General features: G+C 68.5%; 19 protein-coding genes. 14 read left to right on the forward strand and 5 right to left on the reverse strand.

Features of this window, described 5'->3' with window-relative positions; all coding sequences use genetic code 11:
- Positions 1 to 34 precede the first annotated feature (34 nt).
- The 12 genes from ABRP18_RS02985 to ABRP18_RS03040 all read left to right on the forward strand — a co-directional run bounded on the left by ABRP18_RS02985 (position 35) and on the right by ABRP18_RS03040 (position 12,958).
- Complete coding sequence (locus tag ABRP18_RS02985; RefSeq protein ID WP_349885512.1) at positions 35 to 4,534, forward strand: FtsK/SpoIIIE domain-containing protein; 4,500 nt, start codon at positions 35 to 37, stop codon at positions 4,532 to 4,534.
- 120 nt (positions 4,535 to 4,654) lie between these two features.
- Positions 4,655 to 4,942 carry a WXG100 family type VII secretion target gene (locus tag ABRP18_RS02990; RefSeq protein WP_052748607.1) on the forward strand — a complete coding sequence of 96 codons (288 nt, stop codon included), beginning with the start codon at positions 4,655 to 4,657 and terminating at the stop codon, positions 4,940 to 4,942.
- A 97-nt stretch (positions 4,943 to 5,039) separates the two neighbouring features.
- Positions 5,040 to 5,939, forward strand: a complete 900-nt coding sequence (locus ABRP18_RS02995) for a hypothetical protein (protein WP_113681305.1) — start codon at positions 5,040 to 5,042, stop codon at positions 5,937 to 5,939.
- An 87-nt stretch (positions 5,940 to 6,026) separates the two neighbouring features.
- The gene (locus ABRP18_RS03000) at positions 6,027 to 6,374 is read left to right on the forward strand and encodes a hypothetical protein (RefSeq protein WP_046746669.1); all 348 of its coding nucleotides are present in this window, start codon (positions 6,027 to 6,029) and stop codon (positions 6,372 to 6,374) included.
- Between the two features lie 13 nt (positions 6,375 to 6,387).
- Positions 6,388 to 7,689 (forward strand): hypothetical protein, encoded by a 1,302-nt coding sequence (locus tag ABRP18_RS03005; protein ID WP_058631569.1) that lies wholly within the window; start codon positions 6,388 to 6,390, stop codon positions 7,687 to 7,689.
- Positions 7,686 to 8,294, forward strand: coding sequence for a hypothetical protein (locus ABRP18_RS03010; RefSeq protein WP_349885513.1), 609 nt, complete (start codon positions 7,686 to 7,688; stop codon positions 8,292 to 8,294). Before ABRP18_RS03005 ends, ABRP18_RS03010 begins: the two co-directional genes overlap by 4 nt.
- Before the next feature lie 37 nt (positions 8,295 to 8,331).
- The gene (locus tag ABRP18_RS03015) at positions 8,332 to 9,006 is read left to right on the forward strand and encodes a hypothetical protein (RefSeq protein WP_046746665.1); all 675 of its coding nucleotides are present in this window, start codon (positions 8,332 to 8,334) and stop codon (positions 9,004 to 9,006) included.
- A 69-nt stretch (positions 9,007 to 9,075) separates the two neighbouring features.
- Positions 9,076 to 9,741, forward strand: a complete 666-nt coding sequence (locus tag ABRP18_RS03020) for a hypothetical protein (protein WP_113681303.1) — start codon at positions 9,076 to 9,078, stop codon at positions 9,739 to 9,741.
- Between the two features lie 120 nt (positions 9,742 to 9,861).
- A complete protein-coding gene (locus ABRP18_RS03025; protein WP_052748607.1) occupies positions 9,862 to 10,149 on the forward strand; it encodes a WXG100 family type VII secretion target in 288 nt (95 codons plus the stop codon).
- A 150-nt stretch (positions 10,150 to 10,299) separates the two neighbouring features.
- Positions 10,300 to 10,614 carry a hypothetical protein gene (locus ABRP18_RS03030; RefSeq protein ID WP_113681302.1) on the forward strand — a complete coding sequence of 105 codons (315 nt, stop codon included), beginning with the start codon at positions 10,300 to 10,302 and terminating at the stop codon, positions 10,612 to 10,614.
- Positions 10,595 to 12,283 carry an alpha/beta hydrolase gene (locus ABRP18_RS03035; protein ID WP_061015507.1) on the forward strand — a complete coding sequence of 563 codons (1,689 nt, stop codon included), beginning with the start codon at positions 10,595 to 10,597 and terminating at the stop codon, positions 12,281 to 12,283. The genes ABRP18_RS03030 and ABRP18_RS03035 overlap by 20 nt, the downstream gene beginning before the upstream one ends.
- 33 nt (positions 12,284 to 12,316) lie before the next feature.
- Positions 12,317 to 12,958 (forward strand): hypothetical protein, encoded by a 642-nt coding sequence (locus ABRP18_RS03040; protein ID WP_058631564.1) that lies wholly within the window; start codon positions 12,317 to 12,319, stop codon positions 12,956 to 12,958.
- Positions 12,959 to 12,971: 13 nt separating this feature from the next.
- On the opposite strand, the gene ABRP18_RS03045 is transcribed toward ABRP18_RS03040, so the two are convergent.
- Together ABRP18_RS03045 and ABRP18_RS03050 are read right to left on the reverse strand one after the other, a co-directional pair.
- Positions 12,972 to 13,448 carry a dehydrogenase gene (locus ABRP18_RS03045; protein WP_058631563.1) on the reverse strand — a complete coding sequence of 159 codons (477 nt, stop codon included), beginning with the start codon at positions 13,446 to 13,448 and terminating at the stop codon, positions 12,972 to 12,974.
- A 54-nt stretch (positions 13,449 to 13,502) separates the two neighbouring features.
- Positions 13,503 to 14,492: a malate dehydrogenase gene (locus tag ABRP18_RS03050; RefSeq protein WP_349885514.1), complete on the reverse strand. Its 990-nt coding sequence runs from the start codon at positions 14,490 to 14,492 to the stop codon at positions 13,503 to 13,505.
- A gap of 52 nt (positions 14,493 to 14,544) precedes the next feature.
- Between ABRP18_RS03050 and ABRP18_RS03055 the strand changes: the two genes are divergently transcribed.
- Positions 14,545 to 15,429, forward strand: coding sequence for a neutral zinc metallopeptidase (locus ABRP18_RS03055; protein WP_113681748.1), 885 nt, complete (start codon positions 14,545 to 14,547; stop codon positions 15,427 to 15,429).
- 67 nt (positions 15,430 to 15,496) lie between these two features.
- Entirely contained in the window at positions 15,497 to 16,474 is a 978-nt protein-coding gene (pip, locus tag ABRP18_RS03060; protein ID WP_179516338.1) for a prolyl aminopeptidase, read from the forward strand.
- Between the two features lie 3 nt (positions 16,475 to 16,477).
- On the opposite strand, the gene ABRP18_RS03065 is transcribed toward pip, so the two are convergent.
- Genes ABRP18_RS03065 through ABRP18_RS03075 form a run of 3 tightly spaced genes read right to left on the reverse strand, consistent with a single transcriptional unit; the run spans position 16,478 to position 20,016 of the window.
- The gene (locus ABRP18_RS03065; RefSeq protein ID WP_179516339.1) at positions 16,478 to 18,298 is read right to left on the reverse strand and encodes an aldehyde dehydrogenase family protein; all 1,821 of its coding nucleotides are present in this window, start codon (positions 18,296 to 18,298) and stop codon (positions 16,478 to 16,480) included.
- A 28-nt stretch (positions 18,299 to 18,326) separates the two neighbouring features.
- Positions 18,327 to 19,721 carry an MFS transporter gene (locus ABRP18_RS03070; RefSeq protein ID WP_349885515.1) on the reverse strand — a complete coding sequence of 465 codons (1,395 nt, stop codon included), beginning with the start codon at positions 19,719 to 19,721 and terminating at the stop codon, positions 18,327 to 18,329.
- A 31-nt stretch (positions 19,722 to 19,752) separates the two neighbouring features.
- Positions 19,753 to 20,016 carry a glutaredoxin domain-containing protein gene (locus ABRP18_RS03075; RefSeq protein ID WP_017831447.1) on the reverse strand — a complete coding sequence of 88 codons (264 nt, stop codon included), beginning with the start codon at positions 20,014 to 20,016 and terminating at the stop codon, positions 19,753 to 19,755.
- Positions 20,017 to 20,036: the final 20 nt, after the last annotated feature.

Genomic DNA, 20,036 nt, shown 5'->3' on the forward strand with positions numbered 1-20,036 from the left:
GTGAGATGCGCCCTCGGCGCGGTGAGGACGAGCGATGAGAGTCAAGCTGACCCTGCGTCGACCCGCGGCACCCCTGACCGACGTGGTCGTGATGGCCGACTCGACGGCGACGATCGCCGACGTGGCGCGGCAGATCGCCACGACAGACCCCGCGCGCAGCATCATGGCGGCGCCCAGCGATGTGCTCACGCTGTCTGTCGCCCCGCCGACCAGCGAGCAGCTCACGATGCTCAACCCCGACCTGCTCGTGGGCGATGCCCCGATCGGCTCCGGGTTCCTCGCCGAGGTGATCAACGTCGGATCCCATCGGGCGTCGGTGGGCGGGGCGGGCACGCACCCGGCCGCCGTCCTCACGGTCGTCGCCGGTCCTGCCGCCGGCCAGGAGTTCCCGTTGCCGATCGGTCACTTCCTGATCGGACGCGACGCCGCGAACGATGTGACCATCGCCGACCCGCTGGTCTCGAAGCGGCACGCCCGCATCGAGGTCGCGGCGACCTTCGTCGAACTGGTCGATCTGAACTCCGCGAACGGCATCCTCGTCGACGGCGGACTCGTGCAGCGGCTCCGGGTCATCCCGGGACAGAGCTTCGTGCTGGGCGACTGCGAGTTCGTCGTGCACATGGTGAGCGATTTCGACGGCTCCGCCAGCGGCGACCCGGTGCTCGAGCGCGGAGGCGCTCTGATGTTCAACCGCAGCCCGCGCGTCGAGGAGCGCTTCACCGGGCAGGAACTGGACGAACCGCGCTACCCCCGCGACCAGCCGTCCCGGCTGTTCCCCTGGCCCATGCTCGTCGCTCCGATCCTGCTGGCCGTCACGATGTTCAGCATCACGCAGCGTCCGGCATCCCTCCTGATCGCGGCCGCGTCGCCGATGATGATGTTCGGGAACTTCATCTCGCAGAAGACCAACCTCGGTCAGCGTCTGCGCAAGGAGGCGGAGTCGTTCGAGGAGCAGTTCGAACGCCTGGAGGAGACGCTCTACCACTCCCACCCGCGGGAGCGGGAGGTGCGGCAGAACGAGGTACCGGCCGTCGCCGTCGTGTTCGACGAGGCGATGCGGCTCGGACCCCTGCTGTGGACGCGACGCCCCGAGCACTGGAACTTCCTCGCGATGCGCCTGGGCGTCTGCGAGAGCGAGGCGCGCACGCGCATCAAGCGCACCGAGAGCCCTGACGCGCTCGTCGAGTACGTCGAGCGCGTCGACCGCCTCGAGGAGCGGTACCGGATGATCGACGACGTGCCGATCCTGGAGTCGCTCCAGAGCGTCGGGTCGATCGGTGTCGCCGGTCCCACATCGCTGGCGAGCGACGCGCTCCGCGGCATCGCCGTGCAGCTGTTCGGCACGCATTCGCCGAACGAGCTGGTGACGGTCGCGCTGACCGAGCCGGGCTGGGCCAACGAGCTCGACTGGCTCAAGTGGTTGCCCCACACCTCCAGTGAGCGCAACCCGTTCAAGGAGATGCCTCTGGCAGACTCCGCCTCGACCGGCACGGCACTGCTCAGCGGCCTGGAGGAGATCGTCCTGCGTCGCTCGCGGGAGTCGAAGTCCGCCCGGCCCCCGTACGGCGCCGACTGGGACCCGATGCGCTACGGCACCGACGTCAAGCGCGCCGCCGAGGACGCGACATTCCCCGGCCAGACGGCGATCCTCGTGATCATCACGAACGATGCTCCTGTCGATCGCGCCCGGCTGACCCAGATCCTGGAACGCGGTGCCGACGTCGGCGTGTACGCCCTGTTCGTCGCTCCCGTGGTCGAGGCGCTGCCCGCCGCGTGCCGCACGTTCGTCGACGTGAGCGCAGGGCTCGGCGATGCGGTGGTCGGCACGGTCCGCAGCGGCGTGGACTATCGCGGAGTGCAGGTCGAGGGCGTCTCGCATGCCTACATGACCATGTTCGCCAAGCGGCTGGCCCCCGTCGTCGACTCCAGCACCGTGATCGAGGACTCCTCCGACATCCCGAACTCGGTCAGCTTCCTCTCCCTGGTGGGCACCGAGGTCGCGGAGGACGCGAACGCGGTGATCGACCGCTGGCGCCAGAACAACACGATCATCGACCGCTCCGGCGCCCCGCAGGCCCGGCTGAAGAAGGCGGGGAACCTGCGCGCCATCATCGGGCAGTCGCAGACCGACGCGATGACCCTCGACCTGCGCACCCAGGGTCCGCACGCCCTCGTCGGCGGGACGACCGGTGCCGGTAAGAGCGAGTTCCTGCAGGCCTGGGTGCTCGGCATGGCAGCCGCCCACAGCCCGGATCGCGTCACCTTCCTCTTCGTCGACTACAAGGGCGGCTCCGCGTTCGCGGACTGCGTCGACCTGCCGCACACGGTGGGCCTGGTCACCGACCTGAGCCCGCACCTGGTGCGTCGCGCCCTCACCAGCCTGCGCGCCGAGCTGCACCACCGCGAGCACCTCTTCAACCGCAAGAAGGCCAAGGACCTGCTCGAACTCGAGAAGCGGCGTGACCCGGAGACTCCGCCAGCGCTCGTGCTCGTGATCGACGAGTTCGCCGCGCTCGCCGGAGAGGTGCCGGAGTTCGTCGACGGCGTCGTCGACATCGCCCAGCGCGGTCGCTCCCTCGGCATCCACCTGATCATGGCGACGCAGCGACCGGCCGGTGTCATCAAGGACAATCTGCGGGCGAACACGAACCTGCGCGTCGCGCTGCGCATGGCGGACGAATCCGATTCGAAGGATGTCGTCGACGATCCGGTGGCGGCGACGTTCCCGCCCTCGCTGCCGGGGCGCGGCATCGCGAAGACCGGTCCGGGACGCCTCGTGCCGTTCCAGTCGGCCTACGCCGGCGGATGGACGACGGACGAGGCGCAGGTCGCCGAGGTGAAGGTGGCGGAACTCCGGTTCGGCTCCATCCAGACCTGGGAGGCCGAGCAGGCTCCGGAGTCCGAGTCCCACGACGAGGATCTCGGACCCAACGACCAGAAGCGCATCGTGGCGACGCTCGTGAACGCGGCACGAGAGGCCCGTATCCCCGCGCCTCGACGTCCGTGGCTGGACGACCTCGAGGGGGCCGTCGACATGCGCGACCTCCCGGTGCTCGGCGACGGACAGGTGCTGCTCGGCAAGATGGACGTGCCGGAGCGGCAGCTGCAGGAGCCGGCGTACTTCCACCCCGACAAGGACGGCTCGCTCCTCGTCTACGGCACGAGCGGGTCGGGCAAATCGACCGTGCTGCGCACCATCGCGATCGCGGCGGGCTTCGATCCCGCGCATTCGAACGTCGAGGTGTACGGACTCGACTTCGGTTCCGGCTCGCTCAAGAGCCTGGAGATGCTCCCGCACGTCGGCTCGATCATCTCGGGCGACGACTCCGAGCGCGTGCAGCGCGTGCTGCGCTCGTTGGCCGCGGTGCTGGATGACCGCGGCAAGCGCTTCAGCGCCGCCAACGCCTCGAGCCTCACCGAGTACCGCGAGCTCACCGGGCGGGACGAGGCGCGCATCCTGCTGCTGATCGACGGCTTCCCGCAGTTCCGCAGCGAGTGGGAGTCGACCACCGCGCGGATGCCGTTCTACCAGACTTTCATGCGCATCCTCGGCGAGGGTCGCCCGCTGGGCGTGCACGTGATCGCGAGCGCTGACCGTTCCGGCTCCGTGCCCACAGCGGTCAGCGCGAACGTCTCGCGGCGCGTGGTGCTGCGCCTCTCGGATGAGTCCGGGTATGCGATGCTCAACGCGCCCAAGGATGTGCTGGACGAGCGTTCCGCACCCGGTCGCGCCATCGTCGACGGCCGCGAGACGCAGATCGCGACGCTGGGCGGGACCCCGAACGTGGCGGAGCAGACCAAGCTGCTCGAGGGCGTCGCCGAGAGGCTGCGTGCGGCGGGAGCGAGGGAGGTGCCCGAGATCGGTGCGCTGCCCACCCGCCTGTCGGTGCGCGACCTGCCCGATCGCCTGGGCGAGTTCCCGGTGCTCGGTGTCGCGGAGGACACCCTGGCGGCGCGCGACTTCGACCCGGTCGGCACGTTCGTCGTGGCCGGTCCGCCGTCGTCGGGCAAGACCAACGCCCTCAAGTCGCTCATCACCTCGATGCGGCGACTCGACCCGGCGACCGTGCTGTTCCACTTCGGAGGCCGTCGTGCCCAGCTCAAGGACTACACGAGCTGGACGCGCAGCGCCGTGACGCCGGAGGACGCGAAGGAGCTCGCCAAGGAGATCACCGAGCTGATCGCCGACGACTCGCTCCCGACGAGAGTGCTCATCGTGGTCGAAGACGTGCCCCAGTTCGCCGACAGCCCGGCCGAGCGCGAGATGAAGGCCCTCTTCCAGGCGATCAACCGCAGCGACCACCTGCTCATCGGCGATGCCGACGTCACGCAGGTCACGAGCGGCTTCGGGTTCATCGGCGACTTCAAGGCCGGGCGCAAGGGCATCATCCTCAAGCCCGATTCCTTCGACGGCGACGCGGTGTTCAAGGTGCCGTTCCCGAAGGTCAAGCGCACCGACTTCCCCGAGGGGCGAGGCATCTTCGTGCAGGCCGGACGCCAGGTCACGGTGCAGCTGCCGCTCGTCGAGGGGTAGACGACGGCCGCAATCGTGGATGGGGAGTTGTCCCCATCGACGGTGTTCGTGGGTGCCGCGTAGGGTGGGGGTATTCGGGCCGGAGGGGTCCGGTTCTCTCGATTTGCGGAGGTGTGGACGATGGCCGATTTCGGTGCGTCTTATGCGGAGATGGAGCAGGTGGCGGGTTCGCTGTCGCAGGCTCGTGATGACATTCAGGGTCAGTTGGACACGCTGAAGGGTCAGGTGGACACTCTTCTGGGTGATGACTTCAAGACGCAGCATGCGTCGGGGAAGTTCGGTGAGGGGTACACGGAGCTGACGACGGGTCTGAAGACGGCGGTCGATGGCATCAACGACATGTCGGAGTCGCTGCTGGGGATGATGCGGGCGATCCAGGATCTGGACCAGCAGCTCGCCGGCAGCTGACACACAGCGCCACCCGCTGGCACAGAGGCGTTTCACGAAGAGGGTCGACCATAACGGTCGGCCCTCTTCGTCGCATGGGGGCGTCTACCCTGGGAGCATGAGTGCGTCTGAGGCTGTCGAGGAGTTCGAACGTGGTGTGCTGGAGGCGAATGCGCCCCTGGCCGCGCTGCATGAGGCAGCGGGAGTCTCGGGTGATGCGCGGATGCGGGAACTCGCGGCCCACATCGCGTTCCCGTCCTGGCCGGGAGCCACCTCCGCGACCGCGTTGAAGCGGGCCGCGCAGGAAGCGGAGATCACCGCGGTGCTGGACGAGTACGCGAACTCCGCCCGCCCGCTGATCCGGCCGGCTGACCAGGAGCGCTGGGAGCTGCTGGTCGCCGACATGCAGCGCAGAAGCGGCGAGGGGTTCCTGGCGGATGAGCTCGGGCGCAGCGCGGTGGGAGCCTCACTCCTGCGGGCGAGGCTTGGCGGACGTCCGCATCGGGCGCAGCAGCGCGGCGGTATCGACTGCGCATGCGGCTATGCGGTCGACGGTGTCATGCCGGAGAAGCTGTGTCCGGAGTGCGGGGATGTGCTCCTGCGGCGCTGGGTGGCCGAGGAGCGGCGACTGCTGCGGTCGATGCCCGAGTACGCGGAGGAGGTCACGCAGGTAATCGAGGCGACTGCGCAGAAGCAGGCCAAAGTGGCCCAGAGCCGTGGCGACTACACGGCCGACGAGGCGAGCGCGACGCGCAGAGCTGGCGGACGTCGACTCGCGCGTCTCCGCCGCGCCCACCGCGTCGAGCTGGCGACGCTCGACCTCCGCCGTTGGTCGAGCTTCGCCGAGATGCTTTCGCGGGAGGCGCGCCCTGCGGTCCGGACCACCGCCGCCAAGGCGCAGAGGCGCGGTCTCGGTGCAGCGGCGCTCACGGAACTCTCCCTCCTGTCGATCGCCGACACGATCAAGATCGCCGAGCGCATCCTGGAGAAGCGCAAGAACAGCAGCTGGAGGGTGTGAGGCGCGGGCAGATGGGGAGTACTCCCCATCGCGTCGTGCCGCCCTTCCCAGTAACGTCGTAGCGTCCGGGAAAGAAGGAGGGGGACCATGGCAGGCGAACGCATGCTCGTGCCGATCAGTGATCTGCAGACGACCAGCGAGAAGCTCACGGCGATCGTGGCCGAGCTGGAGTCCGCCGCGGCGAAGCAGGACGACGTCGAGAACGCCGTCGGCAGGCCCTACGGCGACGGACGGCTCAAGGATCGCTGCCACGACTTCGAGGGCAGCTGGAACGACAGTCGCGACAAGCTGCTCACCAAGCTCAAAGAGGTCGCCGATCGCGTCAAGGGAACGGTTGACGAGGTCATGAGCCTCGACACCGAGATGGCGACGTCGATGGAGCAGTCGGGTTCGGGTAGCGCGCCGGGCGCCGGACGTCAGCCGGCAGCGGTCTAGGGGAGAGAAGCAGATGCAGACGAACAAGGGGCGTGACGTCGAGGTCGTGGCAGGGGATGCCGTGGCGATCGCCGACCGGGGAACGAAGATCGTCGAACTGGGCGACAGCATGGTCAGTGCCGCCGCGACGCTCAAGGGGATCAAGGACGGCTCCATCGACGGCGAGGGCTACGCGATGGACAAGATCAAGGACGTCGTCGACGACGTCCACAAGGATCTCGACGAGGCGGGTCGCCGCTACAAGCCCGCAGGCACGACGCTGAGCAACTACGCCACGGCGCTCGAGACCGCGCAGAGCCGCATGCGCACCATCGTGGCCGACTGCCAGACCAGCCTCACCGAGCTGCAGACCGCGCAGTCGAACGCCGCCGACGCCGCCGACGCGCTTCAGGCGCACAACACGTCGACGCGGCTGAACCCGCCGGCGGAAGAGGACGCGGCGGCGAACACGACAGCCGGCACGAATCTCGCGAACGCCGCCTCCGGTGCGGCATCGACCCTGAGCACCGCGGAGACCACGCACAACGACAACCTCGATGCGTTCGACGGCGAGTACGACACCTGGCACACCGCTTATGAGACCGCTGTGTCGGGCCTCACCGATGCCAACAAGATCGGCGAGGACTCCACGTGGGAGAACATCGCGGGTGTCCTCGCGGTCGTGGCCGAATGGGTGAGTTGGATCGGGCTCGCGATCGCCGTGCTCGGACTCATCATCGGCGGGCCCTTCTTCGCGATCGCGGCACTCGTGGTCGGCGTCATCGCGCTCGCTCTGACCGTCGCCCTGATGTTCGACGGACGGAAGGGCTGGGGTGATCTCGCGATGTCGATCATCGGGGTGCTTCCGATCGGCAAGCTTGGGCAGGGGCTCGGGAAGTTCTTCAAGGCGATTCCGAAGCAGCTCACCGGGCCGCTCGGCCAGATCCGCAACATTCGTGGGATCACCGCGGCTCCCAAGGGAAGTTGGGGCGTGATGAGCAAGGCGAACTTCGCGAACTTCGTGCAGAACGCCTCTCGGACGCGCATGACGGGCCCGTTCACCCTCGCGGGGCTCGGTCAGCGTTTCCTCGGCGGAGCCAACCGGTCGTTCACCGTCTCGTTCCAGGAGGCGGTCGCGGCGGGCACCGGATACGGGAATCGGTTGATCAACCAGCTGCCGGATGCACTCTCCAGCCTCGCGAAGGCTCCGGCGCCAGACCTGTTCGAGCAGGCTTACAACGTGTACAAGTGGGCGGACAAGGGTGTGGCTCTCGCGGGCGGCAGTCCTTCCGGTGGCCTGTCGCCGGCCAGCATGCTCAACGGTCTCACCCGATGACCTCGGTGCCGGTCTCCGACGGCGCGTCGCGATGGGACTTCGCCTACGACGCGGAGTGGTACATCCCGCTGCCTGCAGCCGATCTGCTGCGGCGTGAGCCGGGCATCGGGGAGCAATGGGTGTCGGCCGCGGTCGAGCATTACGCCGAACGTTCCCCGCTCACCGATGGTGACCGCGAGGCGCTCGCCTTCACGGCAGAGGGCATATTGGGCCTCGCCGGCAACGCCGCCGTGCAACTGTGGTTCGTCCCCCGCGGGGCGTACAGCGACGTCCTGATCGAGATCACGGTCTCCGCCGCCGCCGACCTGGACATCCCTGCCATCCTGACCGAGATCGCCACCCTCCCTGACTCGACGGCATCCGAACTCACGGCACTGGAGACTGACTCCCATGGCAAGGGCTTCCTTCTGCGACGCACGTCCGCCGTGCTCCTCGACGACGGGGAGGCGCGCCCCATCGCGAACTGGACGGTGATGCTCAGCGACGGCGAGTCTGCGATCATGATCGAGGCGATGGGGTCGACGCTCGAGCCCTTCGCCCTCATGGAGGAGCAGATCCCGAAGATCATCGCCGGCATCACCCTGCCGAGCGGCCGGCCTGCGTGACTGCCGACCTCACGATCGACACGAGGAGTACCACCCGATGAACGAGATGAATGACCTCGGCGTGGAGTTCCGCTTCGGCATCCCGGCTTTCCGGCTCGTGCTGCCCCCGGGGTGGAAGGCGCACCTCCCGACGAACGCGGGACAGCAGGAGGACGTGCGCAAGGCGAGCGCGATCTTCATGCAGGCGGGACGCCCCGACCTGGATGCGGAGTTCCGCACGATGATGGCCCAGGCCAATCAGGGCATGCGGCGCACCAAGGTGTTCGCCATCTATCGGCAGGAGGACGTGCCGATGGAGGAGCTGCTGCCGCTGTCGATCACGGCATCCGCTCTCGACGCGCCCGACGGCGAGAACCTCGACGCCTGGGTGACGGAGGCGTTCCGCGCGCGCGGGGCGGTGTTCCTCGACGAGAACCTCAAGCACATCGTCAGGTGGTCGGCGGAGACGAAGCGTCCGGCCGGCGCACAGGCGATCGACGGCGTGAGCGGACGCACCCTGACCTACATCATCCCGGTGCCGGGAACGCTGCGTCGCAAGGCGCTCGTCTTCACGTCGACCATCGTGATCCCCGACGGCGATGTGATCCCCGCAGAGGTGCTCGACGGCATCGAGCTGCTCAGCGACGCCATGATCTCGACCTTCGCCTGGGAGCAGCTGGCCGAGGAGCCCGCGGTGCCGGCGACCGCTGAGGAGCAGGCAGACCGCGGCTGATCGAGCTCGTCAGCCCCCCCGAAGGGGGCACGGTTCGAGGCGCCGCTGGACGGCGAATAACCTGGGCCGATGGCTTTTGCGCTGATCCGACCCGAGTCGCGACCCCTCATCGATGCGGCGCGCACGCAGGACGCTCGTCCGGTGGATGCGGATCGTGCAGCCGCCGTGCTGCGGACGGACTTCGAGCGCTGGTCGCGCTGGGGTCTGGGCCTCCTGGGTTTCGCGCTCGCGATCGGCGGCGCGTTCGTCACGGCAGGGATGATCGAAGCCGTGCGGATGCTGGGCGGGTCGCTCGCCCCGGTCGACCTGGCGGTGATCGTGACCGCGGTGATCGTCGCACTGGCCGGACTCGCCGTCCTGGTCGCGCTGTGGTGGAGCGGTCGGCGGATCCTGTCGGCTGCCTCCTGGTGGCTTCGTCTGCCGTACACGACAGGCGGGCGGCAGCGCCGCGCGGGTGGTTGGCTCCGGGCGCGCACCGCGAACTTCGAACCGCGCCTCTTCGTGCGACTCGTCTCCGCAACACTCGCCCTGCTGGTTGCCGTCGGCGGCATCGCCCTGTTCGTCCGTGATCTGGGAGCCGGAGTCACCTCGATGACGGCGGCCTCGGCTGCCGTCGGAGTGATCGCTCTGGCGGCGGGCCTCGGGCAGGTCGGGGGAGTCATGCATCTCGTCTCCGGTTTGTCGGAGGCGGATCCGTTGTGGGTGCGGATCCGATCCGTGTTCGTCCGCCGCTGATCCCGTACGCGCTGGGTGGATGGGGAGTTGTCCCCATCGACGGTGTTCGTGGGTGCCGCGTAGGGTGGGGGTATTCGGGCCGGAGGGGTCCGGTTCTCTCGATTTGCGGAGGTGTGGACGATGGCCGATTTCGGTGCGTCTTATGCGGAGATGGAGCAGGTGGCGGGTTCGCTGTCGCAGGCTCGTGATGACATTCAGGGGCAGTTGGACACGCTGAAGGGTCAGGTCGACACTCTTCTGGGTGATGACTTCAAGACGCAGCATGCGTCGGGGAAGTTCGGTGAGGGGTACACGGAGCTGACGACGGGTCTGAAGACGGCGGTCGATGGCATCAACGACATGTCGGAGTCGCTGCTGGGGATGATGCGGGCGATCCAGGATCTGGATCAGCAGCTCGCCGGCAGCTGACACGCGCTTTCGGGAAGGGGTCGACGGTTCGCCGTCGGCCCCTTCTTCGCGCCTTGTGGTCCGGAGATCACGGGCCGATGGGCAGTTCTCCCCATCGGCGCAGGGCGAGCGTCCGGCTATGGTGGATCGCGGCGGAACCGGGGGGAAGCCATGTCAGACGTCGAGATCGACAAGCGCGCACTCGAAGGCGCCGTCCTGCAGATCAGCTTCTCGATCGGTGACTACGTCATGTACGCCAATGACATCGCCGCGCGCGACACGGGCGTCGGCAATCCCGCGGGGCGCACAGGCCTGCGGGTCATGCTCGAGAACGCGCTGGGGCAGGCGATGCTCGAGGCGCGGGCGCAGCATCTCGCGGGGATCGGCGTCACCGATCGGCTGACGAGCATCAACGAGTCGTTCGAAGAGCTCGACGTCTCGCTGGGCAGCGGATGGGATGCCGACTATGTCGCTGACCTCTCCTAACCGCGGGTGGACGCTCGAGGAGATCGAGTATGACAGCGGGCAGCTCGAAGGGATCCATGCCGACCTCGGAAAGCTCACGGACGCCGGAGGGAACGCGCAGATCGTGCTGCGCAACATCGACGGCGGCCTCGAGGGGCGAGGTCAGAGCATCACTCTGGTGCAGCGTGAATCGGGGCTGCTCGCCAATCGGATGAACCCCACCATCGCCTCACTCGGCCGCATCGCCGACGTCGTGCGGGCCTACGGTGAGGCTGTCGCGACGCACGCCAGAACCGCGAACGACCTGATCGACGACATCGAGACCGCGCATGCGGCGCACGCGGCGGCGGTCGCCGATCTCGAGAGCGCACAGTCCCAGCAGCAGATGTGCACCCCCGACGACGACGCCAGCACGCGCTCGACCGCGGAACAGGACGTCACCGACGCGCAGAGCTCGCTCGCCACGACCCGTAGCGCCCTCGAAGGCCTCTGGGAGAGCTGGGAAGCCGCATACGCGCTCTGGGACGAGGCGTATGGTGCAGCGATCGCCGGACTCGTCCGTTCGGATGGCTCGACCCTCAGCGACTCGACCCTCTCGGCGATCGACGCGCTGGCGAACGCCGACACCCCTGCCGAGGTCACGGAGATCTGGGACGGTCTCACCGATGCACAGCGCGATGCGCTCCGTCTCACGTATCCGGGCTTCATCGGAAACCTCGAAGGCGTGCCCTACCTCGACCGCATGCTCGCCAACAGGACGGCGTATGAACGAGTGATCGACGCCGGACCCTACGGCGAGCCGTTGGACACGCAGTTCAAGGACCTCGGTATCGAGATCAACCGGTTCCAGGGGCAGCTGCTGATGTTCAACCCGTTCGAGCAGCCGCAAGCCACCGCTGCCGTCATGTACGGCGTGACCATTCAGGATGAGAACGGGAACCCCGTCGACCCGCTCAAAGGTGTCACCAACGTGAACGTGCTCGTCGGCGGGATGTTCTCGGGCCTCGGAGACCTCGAGGCATGGGGGCAGAGCGCACGCGACCTGAACTTCTTCGCCGACGGGTACAACGACGGGACCAGGTCGGCGACGATCGCCTGGTACGGATACGACTCGCCCAACCTTCTCACCGAGCACACGATGGGCAGCGCCACAGAGGGGGCCGCGACTCTGAGCACCACGCTGCGAGGGCTCGACAACGAGGTGTCGTCGAGCGTCACCACCTCCGTCATCGGGCACTCGTACGGCAGCACGACCGCTTTCCTGGCGGTTGGTGGATCCCCAGACAACCTCGGTGTCGACAATCTGATCGCGGTCGGCTCGGCGGGAGTGCCGGACGGCTACCACCAGACGTGGACCGGAGATGATCCGATGGACTATTCCGGCACGCAGATCTACGCGTCGCGGGCTCCCGGCGATCTGGTCGCCCGCTACGGTGAGCACAGCTCCTTCGGACACGGCACCAACCCCGAAGAGCTGCCGGGAGCGATCAGCTTCGAAAGCGACGGCGGCACCGTGCCGAAAGTGGGCGGCGGCACCGAGGACGGCCTCGGAACCCCGGGCCACGCGGCGCACGACGGCGGCAACAGTATCTGGGGCTGGTGGGAAGAAGACAACGGGTACCTCGCTCGCGATTCGGAATCCTTCCGTAACATTGCCTACATCGTGGCTAACGGCCAGGCGTGGAACTGAGCCGTGGTGGCAACGGCAGCAAGGGGCGGGCGGATGGGGAAGCGCTGGCGGATCACCGCGGCGGTGGCGGTGCTCGCGCTCGCCCTCACCGGGTGCACGAATGAAGGAGACGGCATGGCGACCCCGACCGGCGACGAGCTCGTCGCCCAGGCGAAGCAGCACTACCTCGACTATCGGGAGGTCACGAACGGCGTCCAGGCGCTGATCTTCGACGGCCCGTGGGAGGCTCCAGGGGGCTCATTCGGCATGGAGCCTTCGGGGGCGGGATGCCCGGACGGTTCTTACAAGTTCTCTCTCGCCCGATCGACGGAGGTGGACCCGGAGCAGCATGCCGAGCGATCCGTCGCTGTGCAGAAGTACCTCACGGATGCGGGCTACGAGCTCGACGGCATGGATCTGGGGTCGGGCGAGACTCAGTCGAGTGATGTGATCGTGCGCGAGCAGGGTGACTTCTCGTTGTTGACGGTGACGTTCATCACGAACGGCAACGTGCTCGTGACGGCGACGACCAAGTGCTGGCCCGGCGACCGTTACGAGCTCGGGGACCTGCTCTTCGGTGATGCGAACCTTTCCGAGGGGTACCTGCCGCGCGAGGAGTCGCCGAGCGATCCGCTGTTCTTCGGTGTGACACCCGGCGAGCCGGCCTTCGGCCCGACGCCCAAGCCCACGCCGTAGGAATCGTCGCCCGTCAGTGGGCGGCGGCCGCGTCGGCCAGGTGCCGGGCGTCGTGGTTCAGCACTTTGACGATGATGCCGTGCTTGCGCAGCTCGGCGACGGTGCGTGCGCCCTCGTCGGCGTCGAGGCCGAGCGCCTTGATGTTCACGACCACGACGACGTCGCCCGTGCGCAGCGTCGAGATGAGGCGGGCGAGGCGGTCGTTCCAGCTCTCCAGGATGTCGGGTGCCGGGTGGCGGAAACCCTCGATCGGCACGCCGAAGCGAGTGAGGTCCTCGCGCTGCTGGACGACCGACGGCATGCCCTCTCGCGACACGACGAGGCCTACCAGGCGCGAACCGTCGGGCCGTGCCGTCCAGAAGTTGCGGTTCTGCTGCAGCTCGGTGAAGCACTTCGGGCACGCTGCGGCATCATGCGGCAGGTGCAGGGGGCTCGTGAGAGCCGCATCGACCGATGCCGTGGTCTTCGTGGGATCAATCGTCTCGCTCATCGCGCACCTCCGGCATCCATTCTGCCCTGTCGTCGTGCGTCGCGGTGACCGGATTCACAAGAGACCGAGCGCCTGAACGGCCTCACGCTCCTCGACCAGCTCCGCGACGGAGGCATCGATCCTGGTACGTGCCCAGTCCGTCGGTTCCAGCCCTTCGACGATCTGCCACTCGCCGTCGACCGAACGCACCGGGAACGACGAGATCAGGCCTTCGGGAACCCCGTACTCACCGTGGGAGACGACGCCGGCCGAGGTCCAGTCGTCGGTGCCGTGTACCCAGTCGCGCACGTGGTCGATCGTCGCGCTGGCAGCAGACGCCACGGACGAGGACCCCCGCACCTGGATGATCTCGGCTCCACGCTTGGCGACGCGAGGGATGAACGTCTCGTCGAGCCAGGTGGTCACGTCGCCCACGATCTGCTCGAGTGGCTCGAGCACGGGGCGGCCACCGACAGTCGCATGCGAGATGTCGGGGAACTGCGTCGCGGAGTGGTTGCCCCAGATGGGAACCCGCCGAACCGTGTGCACCGGCACGCCGAGGGTCAGCGCGAGCTGGGCCCGCGCGCGGTTCTCGTCGAGGCGCGTCAGAGCCGTGAACCGCTCGGTGGGCACGCCGTCGGCGGAGGCTGCGGCGATCAGCGCGTTGGTGTTGGCGGGGTTGCCGACGACCGTGACCCGGACACCGGAGGCCGCGTTCGCGGCGATGGCTGCACCCTGGGGGCCGAAGATGCCGCCATTGGCCGCGAGCAGATCAGCGCGCTCCATGCCGGGCCCGCGCGGACGTGCGCCGACGAGCAGCGCGAGGTCGGCGCCATCGAAGCCCACGGCCGCGTCATCCGTCACCTCGACGTGCTCGAGCAACCCGAACGCACCGTCCTGCAACTCCAGTGCTGCGCCCTCCGCCGCACCGAGTCCCTGCGGGATCTCCAGCAGTCGCAGCCGCACCTTCTCGTCCGGCCCGAGCAGGTCTCCGGCCGCGATGCGGAAGAGGAGTGCGTAGCCGATCTGTCCGCCCGCGCCGGTGATGGTGATCGTGGTCGTCATGCCCCGAGCCTACGTCCGTTCGACATGCTTCTGCTCGGAGTAATCTCGACGCATGACCTTCAATCCCGATGCCGACATCTCGGGCAACACCACGCGTCGACGCGGCCGCACAGCGGCCATCGCCGGCGGTTCCGGCGTGGGAGTGCTCGCGCTCATCGCGCTCATCGCCGGTCCTCTGCTCGGCATCGACCTCAGCGGGTTGGTCGGCGGCGGCGCTCCGAGCGGAGGCACCGAGCCGGCCGGCGGATCGGCCATCGAGAACTGCGACACGGGGGCCGATGCCAACGCGAACGTCGACTGCCGCATGGCGGGTGCGCAGGTCGCCCTCGATGCCTTCTGGAGCGACAACGTCGAGGGCTACCGCGCGCCGGAGATGATCGTCGTCGACGGGGCGACCTCGACGCAGTGCGGCACCGCCTCCAACGCCGTCGGACCGTTCTACTGCCCACCGGAGGAGAAGGTGTACGTCGACCCCACGTTCTTCCAGCTCATGCAGCAGCAGTTCGGAGCCTCGGCCGGTGATCTCGCCCAGCTATACATCGTGGGCCACGAGTGGGGGCACCACATCCAGAACATCACGGGCGACATGGACCGTTACCCGAACAACGGAACGGGCCCCGGCAGCAACGGAGTGCGCATCGAGCTGCAGGCCGACTGCTACGCAGGCGGGTGGCTCGGGCGGATGACGGAGCAGGAGGACGCCGAAGGCAATCCGTACCTGGAGAAGCCGACGGAGCAGCAGATCGAGGACGCGCTGAACGCGGCAGAGGCCGTGGGCGACGACCACATCCAGGAGCAGTCCGGCTTCTCGAATCCGGAGACTTGGACGCACGGCTCCAGCGAACAGAGGAAGCGATGGTTCGCCGAGGGCTACCAGAACGGTCTGGGTGTGTGCGCGCAGGTGCTGACCCTGCCCGCCGATCAGCTGGATCCGTGATACCGGACAGGTGCGAGAACGTCCGCTACCGTTGACGATGTAGTCAGCACGACCGGCCGGGGGACCGATGATGAAGAAGACGGATGCACTGTATCCACCGATAGAGCCGTACGAGACCGGGGAGCTGCTCGTCGGCGACGGCCACCGCGTCTACTGGGAGGTCAGCGGCAATCCTGACGGCAGGCCCGTGGTCTTCCTCCACGGCGGCCCCGGCAGCGGGACGTCCCCCTGGCAGCGGCGGTTCTTCGACCCGAAGCGCTACCGGATCGTGCTGTTCGACCAGCGCGGCTGCGGACGCAGCACCCCGCATGCGAGTGCTCCCGACGCCGACCTCCGCTACATCACGACGGCCCACCTGATCGCCGACATCGAGCTGCTGCGTAAGAACCTCGGCATCGAGAGGTGGCAGGTGTTCGGAGGATCGTGGGGAAGTGCGCTGGCCCTCGCCTACGCGCAGGCGCACCCCGAAGCCGTGACCGAGCTGGTGCTCCGGGGCATCTTCACGCTGCGTCGCGTCGAGCTCGAGTGGTTCTACGAGGGCGGAGCAGCGGCGCTCTTCCCCGATCTCTGGGAGCAGTTCATCGAGCCCATCCCGGTGCTGGAGCGCTCGCACATGATCGAGGCCTATCACCGCCGGCTGTTCGATCCCGACCCCGCTGTGCACGTCCCGGCAGCGATCGCCTGGTCCACCTGGGAAGCGGCGACCGTCACCCTGACGCCGAACGAGGCGCAGATCGAGGCGATGGCCGATCCCGACAAGGCCACGGCATTCGCCCGCATCGAGAACCACTTCTTCGTCCACCGGGGCTGGTGGGAAGAGGGCCAGTTGATCGCCGGAGTCGACGCCATCCGGCACATCCCGACGGTGATCGTGCAGGGGCGCCACGATGTCGCGACGCCGATGATGACCGCGTGGGATCTGCACCGTGCCTGGCCGGAGGCGGAGTTCCGCGTGGTCGACGACGCCGGCCACGCGGCCACGGAACCCGGCACGCAGAAGGCGCTCCGGGCGGCGACGGACCGATTCGCCCGCGCGGAGCGCTGACCGTCAGGCCCGCAGCGCCTTCGTCAGGGTCTTCACGAGTCCGCTGATGCGGCCGTCCACCCGATAGCGGGTCAGCCCTTCGCTCACTGCGGCGCCGGTCCGCGAGGAGACGAACCACGGCGGCTTCGGCAGGATGGTGAGGCGTCCGCCCCCGTTCGCGATCGGGAGCGACCGCGGGAACGGGCGGAAGGGGCCACGCAGCACGGAGCGCTCGACCCCGTCGAGCAGGAGGGCGTTGTGCACGACGCCGATGCCGCTCCCGACGTCGTCGATCGTGCCGCCGGGGAACGCGCCCCAGGTGAGGGTAGGGGTGATGAACCCGAATGCGGTCCAGCCGTTGATCGCGATGGAGCCGTAGTGGAGCGCGGCGATGGCCCGTTCGAAGCCGGTGCCGAGCGACTTCTCGGTCGCGGGGTCGATCAGCAGGTTCGCGCCGAGGGTCCCCTGCAGTCTGTCGTTCGCGTGGGCGACAGCGGCGTCGAGGAACTCCTGGCCCGTGCCGGGCACGGTGACGACGCCCAGCACCGGTGCGAAGTACTCGGTGTTCTCCAGGGCGGTCGGATCGTCGTCGGCATCGATCTCGACGAGCAGTCTGTCGCCGAGCACGAGGGCATCGGGGTAGGCGTCGGTCGCGAGCTCCATCCGCGAGGGTGATCCCGGGTACCAGATCGGGCGCTCGGGGGCGTTCGCATACGCACGTCGCAGGGCTGCGCGGAAGGCGTCGGCCCGGTCCCAGTCGGACGACATGATCACGACCTGGCCCGCGATGCAGTTGTGACCGCAGTTCTGCAGGCGCATCGTCACGATGTGCTCGGCCTGGTAGGTGAGGTCGGCGTCGGTCCACGCGCCAGGCACCACGATGATCGGCGAGACGCCGCCCAGCTCTGCCGTGATCGGCTTCTTCAGCAGTGGACGGTTCTCGCGTCGACGTCGCTTCGTCGCGGATGCGCCGTCACCCTTCGACGGGCCCCAGACGATGGTGTCGAACGTCGCCGCCGAGCCGGTGATGTGCACGTGCACGAGGCCTGGATGACCGGTGAGATACGAGCCGGTGGCGGGCCCGCCGCGGACGATGCGCAGGAAGCCGGGCTCGATGAGGGGCGCGAGCGCGCGCTTGTACACGGGCACCAGCGCGTCCTGCGTGGGGTTCACCTTGAGCAGTGCCGTGCGGTTGTGGGCGAGCAGTTCGTAGAGCACATCGAGCACCGGGATCGAGGTCACGTTCCCCGCGCCGAGCACGAGGCCGACGCCGCCCGACTCGGTGGGCGTGCGCTGCGCGAGACCGGCTGATGCGCGTGCCGCTCCCGGGGTGATCCCCGGTTCCAGCCAGACCTCGCCCGTGAATCCGGACAGTAGGAACCTGTCGATGCCGGTGAGGGGGAAGGCGTGTACGCGGGTGCGTCCGCCCGGTGCGCGATCGATGGAGATCCCGTCGAGGGGGTTGGCGCCGTTCGCGAGGCGGGAGAGCGTCTCGATGTAGGCGTCGAGAGCGCCGAGCACACTGTAGGGACCGCTCAGCCACTCCTCGCCGCGGAGGGGATGGCGCGCGTCCAGGCCCTTCGAGGACGCGGCCGTGTTCGCCCAGTCCTCCGCCGTCGAGGCCACGCTCGTCCGAACCGCCCGCAGCAGCGTCACCCGCTGGGCGACCGTGAGCGCCGACCACGTGCGCGCTCCGACCTGGAGGGCGTCGACAGCGGTGTCGAGCCGCTCCCGTTCGCCTTCGCCCAGCCCCGGCGCTTCGTTCTTCGGCGCACCCTTCGGCGCACCCTTCGACGTGGCAGCGGCGGCCGCTGGGGAGGTGGCGGTTGTGCTCGCAGAAGTCATCGACGTCTCCTTCGGACGGGATCCCAGCTTAGGCGTCGGAGGTCTCGAGGGCATCGATGTCCGCGCGGCGCAGTCGGTAGCGGCGGAGCGTCACCAGGCTGCCGGCCATCAACACGGCGGGCAGGATGCTGAAGCTGAGGACGATGCCCGTCACCGCGGCCGCCGGTTGCTCGACGGTGGTGCCGGCGACGGTCGAGACGTAGCCGGTCGCTGCAAGGGTCAGGGACACCGCCGTCGCGCCCAGGGCGAACCCCACCGTCTCCCCGGCGGTCCAGATGCCGGTGAACGTGCCGGCCTGCCCTGCCCCGCTCGTACGCTCGTCGTGCGAGATCACATCGGGAAGCATCGCCATCGGCAGCGACTGCAGCCCCGCGTACGCGATGCCGGCGACGGCGACCGAGGCGTAGATCCAGAGGCCGGGCGACCACACGGCCACGACGAGCGATGCGGCAGCAGCCGTGAACAGCGCGCTGGCCATCGCGAAGGCCCGCTCCTTGCCCACGCGTCGGGCGATGACCGTCCACCCCGGGGTCGCGAGCAGCGCCGGGCCCACGAGCGCGACGAACACGAACGTCACCGCATCCTCCGAGCGCAGCACCCACGTGGCGACGTACTGCGCGCCGGCGAGCATCGTCCCGGTCGCGAGGGCCTGCAGGACGAAGGTGCCCAGCAGCGCACGGAAGGGCTGGCTGCGTCCGAGTGCCCGGAAGCCCGACATGTACTGATCACGCCACGTGGATGCGGCGACGGCCGCGCCGGGTGCGACCGTGCCGCGGTCGGCGGCGACGCCGGCTGTGCGGGAGGCGATGAGCATCCCGATGCCGATCACGAGCCCGGAGGCGATGCCCATCAGGAGGTAGCCCATGACGGGGTCGTCACCGGCGTTGCGCAACGCCGGGCCGCCGGCGCCGAACAGCAGGATGGCCGCCGTGAGCACGACCACGCGCCACCCGAGCAGACGTGTGCGCTCGTCGTAATCGCCGGTCAGTTCAGCCGGCAGAGCGACGTACGGCACCTGGAAGAGGCTGAAGGCCGTCGCGGTCGCGAGGAAGGCCAGCAGTACGCTGATTGCTCCGGCGGTCGGACCCCACGACGGCGGTACCGCGAACGTGAGGGCGAAGAAGACGGGGAGTGCGAGCGCGCCGGTGACCATGAAACCGCGACGCGATCCGGTGCGGGCGAGCTGACGATCGGATGCGGCACCGATCAGCGGATCGATCAGCACATCCCAGATCTTCGCGGCCGTCACGATCATCCCCGCAGCGAGCGCGGCGACGCCGAGGTTGTCCGTGAGGAAGTAGGTCAGCACCAGCCCGGGCAACGTGGCATAGCCGCCGGTGCCGAGCGAGCCGATCGCGTACAGCACGATCGTGCGGGGAGACAGGCGGACTGATGCTCGTTCGGGCCGAGCCTCGGTGCTCATCGCGCCAGTGTAGCGGCGCGATGCGGCCGGATCAGATCAGCGAGAGCTCGCGCAGCTTCGACTCGACGTCGGCGTTCGACGGCTCCACGTGGTGCGAGGCATCGGGGTACACGACGACGGGGATGTTGGTACGGCCCGAGATCTCCTTCGCGACGTCTGCGGCCGCGGGCTCGGCGACGAGGTCGACATACGTGTACTCCACCCCGAGCGCGTCGAGCTGCTTCTTGGTGCGGATGCAGTCGCGGCACCAGTCGGCGCCGAACATCGTGATGGTGTCGGAGGCAGGAGAAGTCATGCACCCAGCCTACGGCCGCC

The sequence above is a fragment of the Microbacterium sp. WHRI 7836 genome, from assembly GCF_040223885.2.
Lineage (GTDB): Bacteria > Actinomycetota > Actinomycetes > Actinomycetales > Microbacteriaceae > Microbacterium > Microbacterium oxydans.